The organism is Pseudoalteromonas sp. Bsw20308 (assembly GCF_000310105.2).
GTDB lineage: Bacteria > Pseudomonadota > Gammaproteobacteria > Enterobacterales > Alteromonadaceae > Pseudoalteromonas > Pseudoalteromonas fuliginea.
In genome coordinates, this window is sequence record NZ_CP013138.1 from 880277 (window position 1) to 898057 (window position 17781).

The window sequence follows — 17781 nt, forward strand, 5'->3', positions numbered from 1 at the left end:
TTTATAATTGCAATTTATATGGCTATATATATAAGTATTATTTATCAATTGATAAATAATTACAATTTGTTGTTACACACCTCGCGCAATATACTTTTAGCATTGAAAATACACAGGTGTTTGTTATGACTTTTAACCCAATAATGTTTGCCCGCCACAGCAACGCAAGTAGTGCGGTTACTAACGCTTTGCAAGCAAACAGCAGCAATGTTGTAATGGATTTTAGTGGCACCGAAACCAGTGTATTTTTAAGTTCTATTTTAGGCCTTGATTTAACTAAGCTTACCGCCAGCGGTTTAGGCTTAAAAGGCACGCTTGATGGCGACTATAATTCTGACTACAGCTTTGCTGTTTATTACTTTAGTGAAACTGCGTTTAGATTCGTACTGCCACACAGCGCAAGCCTTCAATTACAAGCGCTTATAAATGAGCAACAACTTCGTTTTGATATCGATTATGTAATGCGAACCGACCTAGCTACTTTTACTCTAAGCGGTAGCAATGCATTTGACACCCTAGTAAATGCTTTTAAATTAACACCAGGTTTGCGCCTTTCTGACGCGCAACTTTGTTACGGTGCACAAAGCGGTGATGTATTTATTACCGCCATTGATAATAACGACGAACAACACTTTGTATTAGTCGCTAAACAACAAGAATTACAAAAATGGCAAAGCTACATGCAAGCGCAAGGTTTTGCACTTATGCATAGTGAAGCCGCATAACGAATACAAACAACAGGTAAGCATAACAATGCTTGCCTGTTTTTATATCTATTTAAGCCACGCCCTAAACAGGGTTAATTTAAACGTGAAGGAATGTTATGACTTCTAAAACTGTACTACATGCTAAGCACCTAGAAGCGGGCGCAAAAATGGTTGATTTTCATGGCTGGGAAATGCCAATCAACTACGGCTCACAAATAGAAGAACACAATAGCGTGCGTACCGACGCTGGTATGTTTGACGTATCACATATGACTATTGTTGATATTGAAGGGCCTCAAGCAAAAGCATTTTTACGTAAGCTAGTAGCTAACGACGTTGCAAAATTAACCGTACCAGGTAAAGCGCTTTACACAGGCATGCTTAACGAGCAAGGCGGTGTAATAGACGACTTAATTATTTATTTCTTTAGCGAAACGTTTTACCGCCTAGTTGTTAACTCAGCAACGCGCGAAAAAGACCTAGCGCATTTAGCTAACATATCGAGCGACTTTGACGTCACTGTTACAGAGCGCCCAGAGTTTGCAATGATTGCAGTACAAGGCCCTAACGCTAAAGCAAAAACAGCCACTCTTTTAAATGCTGAGCAACAAGCCGCTGTTGAAGGTATGAAGCCATTTTTTGGTGTTCAAGTAGGTGATTTATTTATTGCCACAACGGGTTATACTGGCGAAGACGGTTACGAAATAGTAGTACCGAACGACCAAGCAGCCGATTTATGGCAACAACTGGTAGACGCAGGTGTAGCGCCTGCTGGTTTAGGTGCACGCGACACGCTACGTTTAGAAGCAGGTATGAACCTTTACGGCCTAGATATGGACGAAAGCGTATCACCACTTGCAGCTAACATGGCATGGACCATTGCATGGGAACCAGAAGATCGCGACTTTATTGGTCGTGACGTGCTTGTTAAGCAACGCGCAGAAAAAAGCACTGACAAACTTGTTGGCTTAGTGTTTGAAGAAAAAGGCGTTTTGCGTAGCGGTTCAAAAGTAATTGTTGATGGTGGTGAAGGGGTTATTACCTCAGGTACTTTCTCACCAACACTTGGTTTTAGTGTAGCCCTTGCACGTGTACCACGTTCAACAGGCGATACAGCTCAAGTAGAAATGCGTAAAAAATTAGTAAACGTTAAAGTAGTAAAGCCTAGCTTTGTACGTAACGGTAAATCAATAATTTAAATAATTTGGTTATACCAATCACAATCATTATTTTGATTGGTATCCTCCCAATATAAACCAAAGGACAAATAAAATGAGCAACATTCCTAGCGAGTTAAAATACGCACCTTCACACGAGTGGGTTCGTAACGAGGGCGACGGTACATTTACTGTTGGTATTTCTGAGCATGCACAAGAACTTCTTGGCGACATGGTATTTGTTGAATTACCAGAAGTTGGCGACGAAGTAGACGCCGGCGAAGACTGTGCAGTAGCAGAGTCGGTTAAAGCGGCATCAGATATTTACGCACCGATCAGTGGCGAAATTGTTGCTATTAACGAAGAACTTGAAGATTCACCTGAAACAGTAAACAACGACGCTTACGGCGACGGTTGGTTATTCCGTATTAAAGCATCTGACGAGTCTGAGCTAGATAACTTATTAGACGCTGAAGGTTACTCGCACACTATCGACGAAGAATAATCATTTTTTGTAGATAACTAAAAGCCCCGTTTAATGTATAAAAATGGGGCTTTTATGATTTTACAGCGCACAACCCCATACTGAGTGAGCTGTTAAATCGTCAAATATTTTAATTAATGCTAGTTACCCATTAGCATTTAGGATCATAGGAATCTGGATTCATGTCAAACGCCAAATCTCTTGAAGAACTAGAGCAAAAGCAAGATTTTATTCGCCGCCATATTGGGCCAAGCCCAGCACAAGTAAGCGATATGCTAAGTGCTTTAGAAGTATCGAGTGTGCAAGAGCTCATTGACCAAACTGTACCGGCTAGCATTCGCTTAGAGCAACCGCTAACAGTTGGACAAAGCCGTACTGAAGTTGAAACACTAAGCTACTTAAAATCAGTAGCAAGCAAAAATAAAGTTTTCAAATCGTACATTGGCCAAGGCTACCACCCAACTAACGTACCGCACGTAATTTTACGTAACGTACTAGAAAATCCAGGTTGGTATACAGCGTACACACCGTATCAGCCGGAGATTGCACAAGGGCGTTTAGAATCATTATTAAACTTCCAAACTATGACCCTAGATTTAACTGGTCTTGATTTAGCAAGTGCATCACTACTTGACGAATCAACAGCCGCTGCAGAGGCTATGGGCCTTGCAAAACGCGTATCAAAAGCTAAAAAAGCCAATGCCTTTTTTATTGCCGACGACGTACACACACAAACTATCGACGTAGTAACAACGCGTGCCGAGCAGTTTGGTTTTGAAATAATTGTAGGTAAAGCAGAAGATGCCGTAAACCACGACATTTTTGGCGCATTGTTCCAATACCCAACTACATCAGGCGAAGTGGTAGACATAACAGACCTAATTGCTGGCGTGCAAAGCAAAAAGGCCATTGCCTGTGTTGCTGCCGACATAATGAGTTTATTACTATTAAAAGCACCGGGTAAGCTAGGCGCAGACGTAGTACTTGGTTCGGCTCAGCGTTTTGGCGTACCTATGGGTTACGGCGGTCCACACGCTGCATTTTTTGCAACACGTGACGCATACAAGCGTTCATTACCAGGTCGTATTATTGGTGTATCTAAAGACCGTTTAGGTAACGACGCACTACGTATGGCAATGCAAACGCGCGAACAACACATTCGCCGCGACAAAGCCAACTCAAACATTTGTACAGCGCAAGTATTACTTGCCAATATGGCAGCGTTTTATGCGGTATACCACGGTCCACAAGGCTTAAAAACTATCGCGCAGCGTATACATCGCTTTGCTGATATTTTAGCAAGTGGCCTTAAAGCTAAAGGCATCGCACTTAAGCACAGCACTTGGTTTGATACGCTAACAGTAGTAAGCGATAGCAAAGACGACGTAATAGCGCGTGCAATTGCAAAAGGCGTAAACTTTGCAACAAATCACGAAGGCGAGTACTCAATTTCGGTATCAGAGACAACAACACGCGCCGATATTACTGAGTTATTCGATATTATTTTAGGCGAAGGCCATGGCCTAAGTGTTGACGCTATTGCAGCAGACGTTGAAGCAAATGGCAGCGAGTCAATCCCTGCAAGTTTAGTACGTGACGACGAAGTACTAACGCATCCAAACTTTAACAGCTACCACAGCGAAACAGACATGCTTCGCTACATTAAGCGACTAGAAAGCAAAGACTTATCGCTTAATCACTCAATGATCTCGTTAGGCTCATGTACCATGAAACTAAACGCGACTGCTGAGATGATCCCAATTACGTGGCCTGAGTTTGCAAACCTTCACCCATTCTGCCCGCTAGATCAAGCAGAGGGTTACCAAATAATGATTAACGAGCTACACGACTGGTTAGTAAACATTACCGGTTACGATGCAGTATCACTACAGCCAAACTCTGGCGCGCAAGGTGAATACGCAGGCTTAATCGCGATTCGTAAATACCACGAGTCACGCGGCGATGCACACCGTAATGTATGTTTAATTCCAAGCTCTGCGCACGGTACTAACCCTGCATCAGCGCAAATGGCGAGCATGAAAATTGTGGTAGTTAACTGCGACAAAAACGGTAACGTAGACATGAGCGACCTTAAAGCGAAAGCTGAGGAAGTGTCTGAAAACTTATCGTGCATTATGATCACATACCCGTCTACGCACGGTGTATACGAGGAAACAATTCGCGAAATTTGTGACATTATTCATGAGCACGGCGGCCAAGTTTACATGGACGGCGCAAACATGAACGCGCAAGTTGGTGTAACAAGCCCAGGCTTTATTGGCTCAGACGTATCGCACTTAAACTTGCATAAAACGTTTTGTATTCCACACGGTGGCGGTGGTCCAGGTGTTGGCCCAATTGGTGTTAAATCACACCTTGCGCCGTTTATGCCAAACCATAGCGTAATTAACGTACCAGGTACTAACATCGGTAACGGTGCGGTATCGGCAGCGCCTTACGGCTCAGCTGCTATTTTACCTATTTCATGGGCTTACATCACCATGATGGGTTCAGAGGGCTTAAAACAAGCCACTGAAATGGCCATTGTTAATGCTAACTACTTAACGCATGAGCTAAGCAAGCACTTCCCAATTTTATACCGTGGCCGTAACAACCGTGTTGCTCACGAATGTATTGTTGACTTACGCCCGCTTAAAGAGCTATCAGGCATTACTGAAATGGACGTAGCTAAGCGCTTGCAAGACTACGGCTTCCATTCACCAACTATGTCGTTCCCAGTAGCTGGCACATTAATGATTGAGCCAACTGAGTCTGAATCAAAAGGTGAGATTGACCGTTTTATCGAAGCAATGGTGTCGATTAAAGGCGAAATTGAAAAAGTAATCTCTGGCGAATGGTCAATCGAAAACAACCCGCTAGTGTTTGCACCGCATACACAAGGCGACGTATTAGGTAACGAATGGGACCGCGCGTACGACCGTTTTTACGCTGCATTCCCAGTGCCTGCAGTGGCTAAAAACAAGTTCTGGCCAACGGTTACACGTATAGATGACGTATACGGCGACCGTAACTTAGTATGTTCATGCCCTGCGGTTGAGACTTATCGCGACTAAGAGCACAGACTAATTTTTTGACCTTTAATGGGTAGTAAGTTCCATTATAGTTTGAAAATTTATCAAAATTATAAAAGCCGTTGCAGCAATGCAACGGCTTTTGTGTGTGTTTAAACATTGTAGACGCACAGCTTGCTGGCGTGTTGGGCGAAGCCCAAAAGGTGTTTAACTGTTGTTGGCGAACAGCTTGCTGACGCGCGGGCGATAGCCCGAATAAGTATTTAAATAGGTGCTAGAGGTTACTATTACAGATAACGCGAATACGTTTGGTACTTCTAGAAATTAGAAACCTTATTCAAGGTTTTGTCGCGCTGGCGACAGCAGCCAAAGAGGGGCTGCCGCTGGTCCCTCTCTGGACACTCTCAGCGCACCCGAGCATCACGCTTAATCCTTCAAATAATTAATTGATGTGAACGTAAACGGCGAAGATAGGCCATCCATGGCCTAGTTTCGCCTTATCGCGCATCCATGCGCGACATCACTCATCAATTGCTTATTTTCAGGGCGTGATGACGGGGGAGGGCGTTAAACGTGGGGTTGGTGTTTGGTCTTGGCAAGAAACAAGACCTGACCCTCTGTATTTCCTCAACACAAATTGCATAGGCTGGGTAGAGTGAAACGAAATCCTACGAGGTTGATTTAAATTGTAGGTCGTCCTTTAGGGCGAAATAGTGAATTTAACTTACAGAGCTTGTTTGAAATTCTGTGTTATTGCGTGTAAATATGTTGTTTTCAAATTTGCTAACTTACATATATTGTCGGGATAAATCCGCGACCTACATTAAAAAACCTTATTCAAGGTTTTTTGCCAGATTGCTGGCGGCAACCAAGGGGCGGCTACCGCCGACCGCCCCTTGGAACCCCACGGCGCACCCGAGCATCACGCTTAATCCTTCAATGCACAATTGATGTGAACGTAAACGCCATGAAAGCACATCCATGTGCAAGCATGGCTTTCATTTCATCCATGAAATGAATTACTCATCAATTGCTTATTTTCAGGGCGTGATGACGGAGGAGGGTGTTAACGTGAGGTTGGTGTTTGGTCATAGCAAAATACAATATTTATCAGCTAATACTTTAATGTATGAAGGCGAGATTTAACTCCTTTACAAAGACTGTAATCAAGTCTTAATTTGAGTGAGGAAGATAGAGGTGAAGCCTTTGCCAAGGGATAGATAATTTATACATATGAATTTTGAAATGTTGATGTTCTTGGTTAGTTATTTTTTTGTTTCCAAAATGCCTGAAGTCAGAACTTAATTGAATAGTTATAGTTTTAGTCGAATCAACGCTGAGGTGTTGTTTTTATTTTTTTAACTAATTATTGAGGTTATTATTATGTCAAAACCAAATTCATCAAAACCCGCTTCTAGTCATCCAGGCCCTGGTGGTAACTGGCCATCTACTACAGGCAATAAATCAGGTGGAGATAGAGGTAATGCTGCTCCTAAAAGTGGCAAAAAATAATAAGGAATGGGCCCTTGAGGCCCTTTATTTAAATGGAAAATAATAAAGCTACATTCCCTACTATAGGTGAGCTCGTTCGTGAGATTTTTAATATTACTGGGCTTCTGGCACAAAAGGATAGAAGTAATGCATTCTTGAGCGAGAGCAACAAGAAAAAGCTGCAAACCAAGTTAAAACGTTTGGCTGACGAAAGCTCGAAAATTGATGGTAAGCTTGAGGAATTAATTGATTCACTTAGATTATTGCTTGAAAGTGCTTTAGGTGAAGAGAGAGTTATTTTTATGGTATTGGAAGCTGTTGAAGAGCTGCTCGCCAGCTATAAAAGTGTTTTAGCTGATGATGGTACATATCTCAATAAAAGAAACTCTTCAAAATGGTTTATCCGACAATATTTATTAGATCGGGTTTTACTTTCTTTTTATAAGAACTATTTAAAAATAAATGTACCAGCCTCAAAACTCAATCTACCAAACTTAAAAGTATGGGCTTTGCCCGATATTGAAGGGCAAAATATTAACTGGCCATTAAGGAAAGCATGGCAACTCATTTATGAGTCTTTATCTATTAGCCAATCATCATTTCACTACCCTGATAAAAGTGTGGATGATTACAGAGCAAATCAGAATTTAGAAAATGCTCAGCATTGGAGCACAACTGATCAAATTCCAAGCATTAGCTCACTGTTTAATAATTTGGAATATTCATTGTCGTTGTTGGAGTGTCCTTCTAATGGCTCTTTGAGAAGGTTACTTAGTAAATCAGAAAAGCAGCGCTTAAAAATAATCTTATTTATTGGGCGGGTTTCTTCTTATTGTTTTAGAAAACTGGAAAGTAATTTTGGTCGTGAATTTTTAATTAGTTGCATTGATCATGTTAAAGGTCAATCTGGTAGGTTATACCGCATAAATTCAAAGTTAGATAAATCAATAAAGGGTTTAAAAAAATCTATTGGTTTAACTAGTGAAGTTGATATTAATCGGCTTTATTTTTATGAGGTTTCTAAGCATTGGGAGCATTATGGATTAGCTATTGGGCACGGTACTGAGGTATTACAAAGTTATATAGTGCATGAATCTTTTCAAGAATTAAACAAAATAGAAAAGGCTAAATTAGTTTTAGCTCATGTTGGCTCTTTTACTGGTCACCAAGTACTAACACAACTGGCATTAACTCCAGCTATAAAAGAGATACCATCAGAATTTATCGAGTTGCTTAATGAAGGTATGTTACTCAAGAATAGCTATGATTCTTTGGATAACATCGATAATTATCATAATAAATTGAAGCAAGCTGAGCTTGATAATGTTTTGGGGTGGTTATGTAATTGGTGTTATGCAAATTATTACTACCATCATAAATCATTCGAAAAATCTTATATGTATTATGAGCAAGCGTTTAATCAGGCTAAGTATAGCGCTGGTCGGAATCAATATCCGCTTGTTAACCAGTACATAGAGTCATGCGCTAAAAATGGTAAATTTAAAGAAATGAAAAAAGCAGTGGCTTGGGCACAATATTTGGGTATCAAAGTAAGGTGGTTGAGAGGTTGGGATGACCCAGAGTCAGAAGGTAATTTGAAAAGTTTGTACAATTTAATGGGTAATCATAATATGCAGTACGCTCAACTATAAATCTTAGTTGCAAACTTTATTTAGAACGAGTGCGAGGAAGAGAAATAGATTAACGCTATAGTTGCATTTTTTATTTGAAAAAAGCCCAACCTAACTTATTGAGTTATAATATGTGCCAGTTGCAAACTATATTCAACAACCACACACAGACTAATTTTTTGACCTTTAATGGGTAGTAAGTTCCATTATAGTTTGAAAATTTATCAAAATTATAAAAGCCGTTGCAGCAATGCAACGGCTTTTGTGTGTGTTTAAACATTGTAGACGCACAGCTTGCTGGCGTGTTGGGCGAAGCCCAAAAGGTGTTTAACTGTTGTTGGCGAACAGCTTGCAGACGCGCGGGCGATAGCCCGAATAAGTATTTGAATAGGTACTTGGAGTTACTATTACAGATAACGCGAATACATTTGGTACTTTCTAATGATTAGAAACCTTATTCAAGGTTTTGTCGCGCTGGCGACGGCAGCCAAAGAGGGGCTGCCGCTGGTCCCTCTCTGGACGCTCTCAGCGCACCCGAGCATCACGCTTAATCCTTCAATGCACAATTGATGTGAACGTAAACGCCATGAAAGCACATCCATGTGCAAGCATGGCTTTCATTTCATCCATGAAATGAATTACTCATCAATTGCTTATTTTCAGGGCGTGATGACGGGGAAGGGTGTTAGACGTGAGATTGGTGCTTGGTTTTATCAAAGTGCAATATCTATCGATTAATATTTTAATGTATGTAGTAAATTTTCGATTCCTTTGGTTCTGTAACACGTCTATTTAGTTATTTAAATATTATTGCCTATGGTCTTTTATGCGCTTTTTATATAATGTATTTATAAATATATAACTAATTAATAACATTACTTTCTTTGGGGTTCTCGTCATATGATCATCGGCTTGTTTATTAGGCACATTAAAGCTTATAAAGGTATAACTTTTGTACCAATTGGTAGCAAGTACAAGTTTGTTTCATATGTTGGTGAAAATGGTGTAGGTAAAAGCTCGATTCTTGAAGCTTTAGACTCATATTTTAATAATAAACCATACCCAATAAACAAAAGTGCATTAGAGGATGGTATTAAGACAACGGGAAATGAAGCATTTGTAGCTCCTATATTTTTAATTGAAAAGACTAAGGTTTCTAGATTAAAAAAAGAGTTTGAGAAAGTTAGTCAATATTTCTGGAATATAAAAAAGGTAGACTCATTTAGGAGGATTCGCGGTCCTATTAATGAGTTTTTCTCAATCAGAGAGCAGTTAATAAACGATGGCTATACTAGCGATGATTATTATTTAATGCTTGTTGGTGAATCTATCATTGATAATGATGTATTACCTAAACCTTACTTCTCTAGCTTTCAGGGTTCCGAGTCATTTATATTACACATGCTGGATGAGAAAGAAAGTACATTGGAACTACCGGAAGAAGAAAGAAAATTAAAAATTATAGAGTTGAAAGATAGATTAAAAAAAGAACTTTTAATTAAAGACTGGAGAAAGTTTTTCGCCGAACTAAAATCTATTTATGCATATGTATACTTTCCTGTAGAGCTTGATGTTGAAAGCTTTACAAAAATAGAAACAGTCGAAATGCAAAAAATATTTGATAAAAAAATTAAGACTGAAATTGAAAAATCTTTACAGGAAGTTAATCTGACTAGGAAAGATGGTATAAATCAGACGCTTGATGCGTTTGTATCAGAAATAGAAACTATTTTAAATGAAGAGTATTGTTATCATACAGGTCAAGATAGAAATAATGGAGTCACTAAAAATGACCTTGTAAATAAAATTCTAGAGGTTTATTTTCAAAAAAGAATACTAAATAAAAATAGTAGTTTAGGCTTAACTAAAGTTAGCGAGTTAAGCGCAGGAGAAAAGAGACAAGCTCTTATCAATATTGTTTATGCGTTTCTATTGAGAAATATAGATCGTGAGAATATGGTTATTATTGCTATCGATGAGCCTGAAAACTCTTTACATACGGCTCTATGTTATGACCAGTTTGAAAAGTTAAAAGAAATATCAGTGAATAATCAAATTTTAATTACAACTCATTGGTATGGTTTTCTTCCTGTAGTTAGTGAAGGCTACGGTCATTTTATAAATAATAATAAACAAATCAGCTTTGAAACTTACGATCTATACGATTACAAAGCTAAAGTGAAACAAGATTGTGAAAATTCTCGGTTTAATTTACCTGAAAATTTCGTTCTGAAAAGCACCTACGATCTAGTTCAATCTATCTTCTATTCACTCCGTAGTAAAGAACCTTATAACTGGATTATTTGTGAAGGCATAAGTGAAAAAATTTATTTTGAATATTTTTTTGAAAATGAAGTGAAAAATAATAAATTGAGAATACTCCCGATGGGGGGGGCAAAAAATGGTAATTAGACTGTATAAATATCTTTCCACACCGATCTCAGAAGATAAGCCAGAGGGTAAAGTTTATTGTATTGTCGATACTGATAATCAACGTTGTGAGGAAATAAATAATGGTTTTCCTAATTTAACCATAAAGAGGCTGTGTAATGAAGGTGCACATAGCAAGACTAGTTTATTGACATTAGATAATAAAATAACTAACAGTACGGATATTGAACAATCTTTAAACCCTTTAGTATTTAGAGAAACTTTAAAGCTGCTTACTAATGATGAGTCATATGAAATAGAAGAAGTTTTAAATGAAAATGGAAATAGTGACTTTAGAGAAAACTTCAGAAGTTTTAACCTAGAGATATTTTTTAAAATAAATAATGGTGAAAATAAAATATTATTTGCAAATAAATATCCTAGATTCAAATTGTAAGTGCATAACTTGTTTTGACTAGATTAAGTGGTCAGTTGCTCATAAGCTAACTGCTTTTTCTCCGGCAAGAGATTTTACAATGAGACATTACAAACAACTGACCTATGAGCAAAGATGCCAGATCGCTGTTCTAAAGAAAAGCGGTTTTACGCAACAAAGTATTGCTGAGCTAACTAATTTATCGCAATCTACGATTTCAAGAGAGCTTGCTAGAAATACAGGCAAGCGAGGTTACAGATACAAACAAGCTCATGAGCGGGCTTTGTCTCGCCGAAGAAGTGCAAGAAAACCACTTAAGATGACACTTGAAATGATGGCTTTAATTACCCAGAAGCTTAATGAGAAGTGGAGTCCTGAACAAATAACGGGATGGTTGCGCAAGGAAAATAAACAATCTGTCAGTCATGAATGCATTTATCTATATATCTGGGAAGATAAAAAAGCAGGTGGTGAGTTATACCTACATCTGCGCCGACACGGTAAGAAATATCACAAGCGCAGTCATGGTAAGACAAACCGAGGGCAAATAAAAAATCGCGTTAGCATTGAAGAACGTCCACAAATAGTTGATGAGAAAGGCCGTATCGGAGATTGGGAAATAGATACCGTCATAGGTAAAGGCCATCGAGGCGCCCTTGTTACCATTGTAGAGCGGGTCACCCAATTCACTGTATCAACTCAGGTGGCAGGCAAAACAGCACAAGCCGTCACTGCGGCGACGATAGAACTATTAAGGCCATATAGGTCAGCGCTTCATACCATCACGGCTGACAATGGAAAAGAGTTCGCTTATCATGAGCAAATCACAAAGGCATTAAGTGTTCCTGTTTATTTTGCTCACCCTTATCACTCATGGGAGCGCGGATTGAATGAAAACACGAATGGATTACTACGCCAGTATTGGCCGAAGAGCACAGATTTTAAGGCGGTAACACCAGCGCAAGTTATACCAGTACTTGAGCAACTTAATAATCGTCCGAGAAAGACACTTGGATTTGAAACGCCTGCAAAATTGATGCAAGATCATTTGGCGGCTAAAGCCGCCTAAACGTTATGCACTTCAGATTTGAATCCGCGTATATTGAAATATCAGAAAAATATGATTTTGAAAAAGTAACACCTACTTGGGTTAAAGAAGTAAAAAAATTCTTCAAGTAAAATAAAAACCAAAGGGGTCAAATCCTGAGGGATCCCCACAATTGCTAGAGCAACAATTTAAATATGACACGCACTTAGTCATTACACCGATTGGTATCAATATACATAATGGTTTGCCCCTCAGTAATTGTTTAGTACCAATATCAGCCCAAACTATAAATATCTTGAAATTATACTTTTAAGCTCTATAATTACGCGTAACAACACCCCTCCCGCTACCCGTAAGCTCAGCGCCCTGCGAGGGGTTAATTATTTCTATAGCATGATAAAAGGATTTAGCCTTCATGCAGTTCCCTAAAGCCCCCATAACATTTGCGCAGCAAGTCGACTTACTAGAAGATCGCGGGCTAGTAATTAATGATAAAGAATCAGCAGCCTTTTATCTTAGCCATATCAATTATTACAGGCTAGGCACTTATTGGTGGTCGTTTATTGAAGATCATCAAAACCATACTTTTAAGTCTGCTACTACGTTTGAGCAAGTGTTAAATCTGTATTCTTTCGATAGAGAATTAAGACTGTTACTACTTGATGCCATTGAGCGAATAGAAGTTTCTCTGCGAACTCAGTGGGCATATCATTTAGCAAAAAAGCATGGTTCACATGCACACTTAGAGCCTACTGCATTTTCTTCTAAATTTAATCATAACGACTTTGTTAGTAATATTTGTGCTGAAATTCAACGAACGTCAGATACAAATATAAAAAAGCAAAATTACAAATATAATGAAGAAACACCCGCTATTTGGATTATTGCTGAAGTAATGAGCTTCGGCTGGCTTTCAAGAAGTTATGATGCAATAGGGCGACGAGCGCTAAAAAATGATATTGCAGATTCATATAAAGTAAAAGAAACAATACTTTCATCTTTTTTACACCACATAACGACGGTGCGTAATATCTGTGCCCACCACAGCCGTTTATACAACCGAGATTTTACATTTACCATGAAGCTGCCAACAAATGGCGATAGTGTTTTACTTAATAGTTTTAGTGATACAACTAAGCAGTTATACAACACACTCGTTATGTGTGCTTATTTTATGGATTTAATTAGCCCTAATCACCATTGGAAACAAAAGTTAGCTAGCTTGATTGAGGTGTATAATATTGACGTAACCGAAATGGGCTTCCCTGAAAATTGGAAAGCGTTACCTATTTGGAATAGCATTAAATAAATTAAGAGCTAATTAAGCCCTCAGTTAACTGTAAAAACCAAGGGCACCAAATCTTGACTTCATACACCAAGGGTTTAGGTTTATAGTTTGTTGTTCGTTGAGTTAATTACTCTGTCGAGACCACTGCGAATAGAATATGAAAATGCATTTACCATGTGATTAACCGTGGGAGAGTGCGTGAGAAAATAAAGGGCAATGTTATTGCCCTTTAATGCGCTTAAATTGGTAGTTATAAACTATAGCGCTACTAAGCTTTGCTCTAGCATTGCTTTTATTTGTTTTACTATTTTAGCTTCTGTTTCAGGTTCGAACTGTTGTATACGTGGGGTATGAATATGCCCTGTAGGTATACTTGAATTAAGCGCATCGCGCAGGCGAATACTTCGGTACGATATTTCGTTAGACAGGTAACCACCGCCGCCATTAACCGCAATACTATTTTTGAGCTCGCCGTACGAATCTGCTTTATACAGGATCAAAGGGGTCACCCATTAGAAAATTTCGGTCAAGCAGGCAGCTGTGTTTTCTTGATCTTTTTATTCAAAAACCAAGTGATCTTATTATTTAGACTCAATTTAAATATGACTACGCAACTAGTAATGACGTCGATTGGTGTGAATATGCACCAGTCACCCATATGAATTTAGGCAGTTTAATTAAGCATTATTGATGATTAATTAAGGCCCTTGGCTTTCGCCTCAGTCATCGTTTAGTACCAATGTCAGTCCAGTTTCTGGCTGTGTTTACACACTGCGCTGTAACAAGTCTGTGGTTTATGCTTACACATAACCAACCCTTTGTGGCTCAAACATTGGGCATATCCAGTATTTAAAATATGAGCGGTTAACGTGCAGGCTCAATCAAATCTAATGGTTTTACCAACCCCATTACGAGCTCAACACGTTAACCTAATTTGTTTTATAGACGCTAAGCAAACGCCTTGTGTTCATCGAATGGTACATTGTCTTTAAGCACGTGATAACACGCTCTTGCGAGCTTATGTGCAACCGTTTTAATCGCAACTACCTTGTTTGTTTTAGCCAGTTTTCGTTGATAATATTTTTTAACTGTTGGGTTATAACGAATTGCAAAATTAGCGGCCTCAGTAAAAGCCCACGCTAAATAACGATTACCATTCTTCTGATTCGTAGCGCCTTTTTTCTTTCCATTGCTGTACCTTGCCCCTTTAACACAGCGACAATACGATGAGAAGTTTCCTGGGCTATCAAAACGTCTAATCGTGCCAGTTTCTAACATAATAGTCAGTGCTAAAGTATTTCCAATTCCATCAATACTTGTTAGGTTTATAAACTCAGGGGAGAGTGATGTTTGTTTTAAAATAGCGCCCTCTATTGCATTGATTTGCTGTTGAGCACAGCGTATTAATGAGAGGTTAGAAATGACTGACAGTGCAGTATTCATTGAGCTAAAATCTGCGTGTACCTGCTCAGTATCAACGCCTTTCCTTATAGCTGCCATTTGCTTTATTTTGTTGCTACTGAGCTTATAACCAAGATGACGCATGTAACAACTTTGCACCGATAATAAGTTTTTAGTGGACTGTTGAACAATGTCCATTCGTTTACGCATTAAGTCGCGAACAGCCCTGAGTTCACGGGGGTAAATATAGCCTTCAGGCAGAATATTTAGACGTAGCATTTCAGCTAGCCAACGTGCATCACTATGGTCGTCAGCATGTTTTAAACCTGAATATTGTTGAATTGCAGCAGGGTTCGCTAAGTGTAGTTTAAATTCTGCATCCATTAATGCATCAACTAACCAATACCAATTAAATGTTGATTCGACAACAAGCCCTGTTAACTTGTCTTTATAAGGGGCTAAAAAAGATAAAATGACAGACATGTCATTATTTAAACGCTTGCAGCTAAGCGTTTCACCTTGTTCATTAATGATAGCAATAACACTATTATTTGAATGCAAGTCAATTCCACCATATAGTTTCATACTAAGTTCCTCGAGGTACTGTTTATGTTTTGGTCAACACAACTGTATCGAAAAACTCGAGGAGCTTTCTATATGATTATCAAATCTTGACTTCATACATCAATGGGACCAAAGGGGGCACCCATTAGAAAGTTTCAGTCAAGCAGGCAGCTGTGTTTTCTTGAACTTTTTATTCAAAAACCAAGTGTTCTTATTATTTAAACTCAATTTAAAGATGGCTACACATCAAGTAATTAAGTCGATTGGTGTGAATATACACTGTGGGCTGGGTAATAACGCCGTGAAAACATATCCATGCTTGCCTATTTTTAGGGCATGGTGACGGGGAAAGGTGTTAAACGTGATACTTGTTTTGGTCTTGGCAAGAAACAAGACCTGACACTTAGCATTCTTCTGTATTCTAGGTTTTAGCGAGTAACTTTAGCTTTAATAAATGTTTAACTTTGCAGGGATGACTATTTGTTGGCTTTGTTTGTGAGGTGTATGTTTTATTTTTGTTTACAAATTATTTCAATTTAGTTACTTGCTAACCTGTTTTTGACCTATTTAAATTGAGATAATGAAATGGAATAAACATAATGGACTAATAAAAATGAATAAATTTATACTTACCCCACTCGCTATTGCACTTTCTTTAACGCTCAGCGCATGTGGCGGCTCATCATCAGAGGGGAACTCTGTAAGCTCATCAAGTGGCGGCAGTACTGCTCAGCTTCAAACCATTTCATTACAAACATTAACTCGCCAGTGTGGAACCGATTCTGCGTATCAAACTGATGTGGTATTTCACAATGATGATGGTGATGCTATCGGCTCTGTTAAAACTGACGCCCAAGGTAGTTTTTCAGGTGAACTACCTTCTGGTACAAAACATGTATCAGTACTGGGTGATGTTGTTGATGAAGCCGATGGTGCTTATAGGCACATATTTACAGAGCTTGATATTGAAAATAGAACTAATTTAGGTAAATACCATTTTAATAAGTTTAGCGAAAACTGTGGTTGTCGCGCAGTGAGCATAGATACATCTGAACTAAATACAATACCTAATGATTATAGGGTGTATCAATACGAAGGCTCAGAAATTTCAGATTCTGTTTTTATTTGCCCAACTACAGAAAACCTTTACCTTACCGCAAAATCTTACTTTTCAAATGACGCTAAAGTGGCTGTTATTGAAGTTCCGCAAAATGCGTCTGTGATAAAAATAACGGATACAGATTTTAGCCATGATGGTGTAGAGGTGGCTAATCAAGGCAGTTTTAATGCAACTTCTGTTAGTACTCGAGGGTATATAGAAGATATAAATTCCTATGAGTTTGTACAGTTTACATACATTAACTCCCCTGAACCGCTATTTGTTTTCCCAACGGTGACTGAGCATAACTTTTATGTACAAACAGATTCATCGGTTGAGCCAACAACAGTTGATGGTGCCCGAATCGACATGCATAGTTATGCTCGAAGTAGTGTAAATTCAGATGGTAGTTATGAGTTGACAGAGCTGCCTACTATAACCGAAGACTTAGGATTCAGTTTACTTCAATTTACTGAAAGCAATGATTCAAGCTTTGATTTTAGTAATGTTGATAGCCGATTTGCAAGAGCAGTATGGGATTACAGCTTTTTGGTTGATGATGAAGCAGAAAGCCGATTTGATTGGACAATAAGAGGTGGCATAAGCGGTCAAATACCAGATTTATCTTTTGGTACTGTGTTTCCTGAACCTACTGATGAAGTTATATTAGAAGAACTCACATTATTTCTGTTTGGTTACGCAGGTAATGCAACTGATGCAAACAGTTATGCGAAGCTTTTAGATACGATTACTGAAGGTGGGCATTTAACTAAGCCTGAATTTAGTAATTACGTATATGTATTTTTAAATGCTGAATTAGATTAATAATTACGTTTAATTTTGTATTATAAGGCCACATTTGTGGCCTTATAAATTATGATATTTTTGCTTTTAATAGTTATGAAGGTTTGTTGGATAACACCAATGCTCTCAATTAATGGCACCGTAACATAAGCACTCCATTTTACTGTTAAGTTACTTTTTTAGTAGGCGGTGTTTGGCATGACAAATTTTTTACTTGAAATCCAAAAGGACCAAACCTTGAGGAACCCCACATTTTTATCCGAACGACG

The 17781-nt window shown here is 38.7% G+C and carries 13 protein-coding genes and 1 pseudogene; 12 read left to right on the forward strand and 2 right to left on the reverse strand.

The window, feature by feature from the left end; translation table 11 throughout:
• The first annotated feature begins 125 nt into the window (after nt 1-125).
• From D172_RS03770 to D172_RS03810, 11 genes are all read left to right on the forward strand, one after another.
• Nucleotides 126-725 (forward strand): hypothetical protein, encoded by a 600-nt coding sequence (locus D172_RS03770; protein ID WP_007378850.1) that lies wholly within the window; start codon nt 126-128, stop codon nt 723-725.
• Between the two features lie 98 nt (nt 726-823).
• Entirely contained in the window at nt 824-1906 is a 1083-nt protein-coding gene (gcvT, locus tag D172_RS03775; RefSeq protein ID WP_007378849.1) for a glycine cleavage system aminomethyltransferase GcvT, read from the forward strand.
• Between the two features lie 73 nt (nt 1907-1979).
• Nucleotides 1980-2369 carry a glycine cleavage system protein GcvH gene (gene gcvH / locus D172_RS03780; RefSeq protein WP_002958029.1) on the forward strand — a complete coding sequence of 130 codons (390 nt, stop codon included), beginning with the start codon at nt 1980-1982 and terminating at the stop codon, nt 2367-2369.
• Between the two features lie 161 nt (nt 2370-2530).
• Nucleotides 2531-5422, forward strand: a complete 2892-nt coding sequence (gene gcvP, locus D172_RS03785) for an aminomethyl-transferring glycine dehydrogenase (protein ID WP_007378848.1) — start codon at nt 2531-2533, stop codon at nt 5420-5422.
• Between the two features lie 1341 nt (nt 5423-6763).
• Nucleotides 6764-6892, forward strand: coding sequence for a hypothetical protein (locus tag D172_RS21845; RefSeq protein ID WP_007378845.1), 129 nt, complete (start codon nt 6764-6766; stop codon nt 6890-6892).
• Between the two features lie 32 nt (nt 6893-6924).
• A complete protein-coding gene (locus tag D172_RS03790; protein WP_007378844.1) occupies nt 6925-8523 on the forward strand; it encodes a hypothetical protein in 1599 nt (532 codons plus the stop codon).
• A gap of 579 nt (nt 8524-9102) precedes the next feature.
• The gene (locus D172_RS21560) at nt 9103-9240 is read left to right on the forward strand and encodes a hypothetical protein (protein ID WP_007378843.1); all 138 of its coding nucleotides are present in this window, start codon (nt 9103-9105) and stop codon (nt 9238-9240) included.
• 162 nt (nt 9241-9402) lie between these two features.
• Nucleotides 9403-10914: an AAA family ATPase gene (locus D172_RS03795; protein ID WP_007378842.1), complete on the forward strand. Its 1512-nt coding sequence runs from the start codon at nt 9403-9405 to the stop codon at nt 10912-10914.
• Nucleotides 10904-11329: a hypothetical protein gene (locus D172_RS03800; RefSeq protein ID WP_058230532.1), complete on the forward strand. Its 426-nt coding sequence runs from the start codon at nt 10904-10906 to the stop codon at nt 11327-11329. The genes D172_RS03795 and D172_RS03800 overlap by 11 nt, the downstream gene beginning before the upstream one ends.
• A gap of 79 nt (nt 11330-11408) precedes the next feature.
• Nucleotides 11409-12377: an IS30 family transposase gene (locus D172_RS03805; protein ID WP_007377509.1), complete on the forward strand. Its 969-nt coding sequence runs from the start codon at nt 11409-11411 to the stop codon at nt 12375-12377.
• 394 nt (nt 12378-12771) lie between these two features.
• Nucleotides 12772-13665 carry an Abi family protein gene (locus D172_RS03810; RefSeq protein ID WP_007379111.1) on the forward strand — a complete coding sequence of 298 codons (894 nt, stop codon included), beginning with the start codon at nt 12772-12774 and terminating at the stop codon, nt 13663-13665.
• Between the two features lie 236 nt (nt 13666-13901).
• On the opposite strand, the pseudogene D172_RS03815 reads toward D172_RS03810, so the two are convergent.
• Nucleotides 13902-14135 (reverse strand): annotated as a pseudogene (locus D172_RS03815) (hypothetical protein); the annotation flags it as partial.
• Between the two features lie 457 nt (nt 14136-14592).
• Entirely contained in the window at nt 14593-15630 is a 1038-nt protein-coding gene (locus tag D172_RS03820) for an IS110 family transposase (protein WP_007379114.1), read from the reverse strand.
• Between the two features lie 592 nt (nt 15631-16222).
• On the opposite strand from D172_RS03820, the gene D172_RS03825 reads away from it, so the two are divergent.
• Nucleotides 16223-17533 carry a hypothetical protein gene (locus D172_RS03825; RefSeq protein ID WP_007378456.1) on the forward strand — a complete coding sequence of 437 codons (1311 nt, stop codon included), beginning with the start codon at nt 16223-16225 and terminating at the stop codon, nt 17531-17533.
• The last annotated feature ends 248 nt before the right edge of the window (nt 17534-17781 follow it).

Coding starts and splice junctions, on each gene's coding strand:
- D172_RS03770 (WP_007378850.1), top strand. CDS start 126: ATGACTTTTAACCCAATAATGTTTGCCCGCCACAGCAACGCAAGTAGT.
- gcvT (WP_007378849.1), top strand. CDS start 824: ATGACTTCTAAAACTGTACTACATGCTAAGCACCTAGAAGCGGGCGCA.
- gcvH (WP_002958029.1), top strand. CDS start 1,980: ATGAGCAACATTCCTAGCGAGTTAAAATACGCACCTTCACACGAGTGG.
- gcvP (WP_007378848.1), top strand. CDS start 2,531: ATGTCAAACGCCAAATCTCTTGAAGAACTAGAGCAAAAGCAAGATTTT.
- D172_RS21845 (WP_007378845.1), top strand. CDS start 6,764: ATGTCAAAACCAAATTCATCAAAACCCGCTTCTAGTCATCCAGGCCCT.
- D172_RS03790 (WP_007378844.1), top strand. CDS start 6,925: ATGGAAAATAATAAAGCTACATTCCCTACTATAGGTGAGCTCGTTCGT.
- D172_RS21560 (WP_007378843.1), top strand. CDS start 9,103: ATGTGCAAGCATGGCTTTCATTTCATCCATGAAATGAATTACTCATCA.
- D172_RS03795 (WP_007378842.1), top strand. CDS start 9,403: ATGATCATCGGCTTGTTTATTAGGCACATTAAAGCTTATAAAGGTATA.
- D172_RS03800 (WP_058230532.1), top strand. CDS start 10,904: ATGGTAATTAGACTGTATAAATATCTTTCCACACCGATCTCAGAAGAT.
- D172_RS03805 (WP_007377509.1), top strand. CDS start 11,409: ATGAGACATTACAAACAACTGACCTATGAGCAAAGATGCCAGATCGCT.
- D172_RS03810 (WP_007379111.1), top strand. CDS start 12,772: ATGCAGTTCCCTAAAGCCCCCATAACATTTGCGCAGCAAGTCGACTTA.
- D172_RS03820 (WP_007379114.1), bottom strand. CDS start 15,630: ATGAAACTATATGGTGGAATTGACTTGCATTCAAATAATAGTGTTATT.
- D172_RS03825 (WP_007378456.1), top strand. CDS start 16,223: ATGAATAAATTTATACTTACCCCACTCGCTATTGCACTTTCTTTAACG.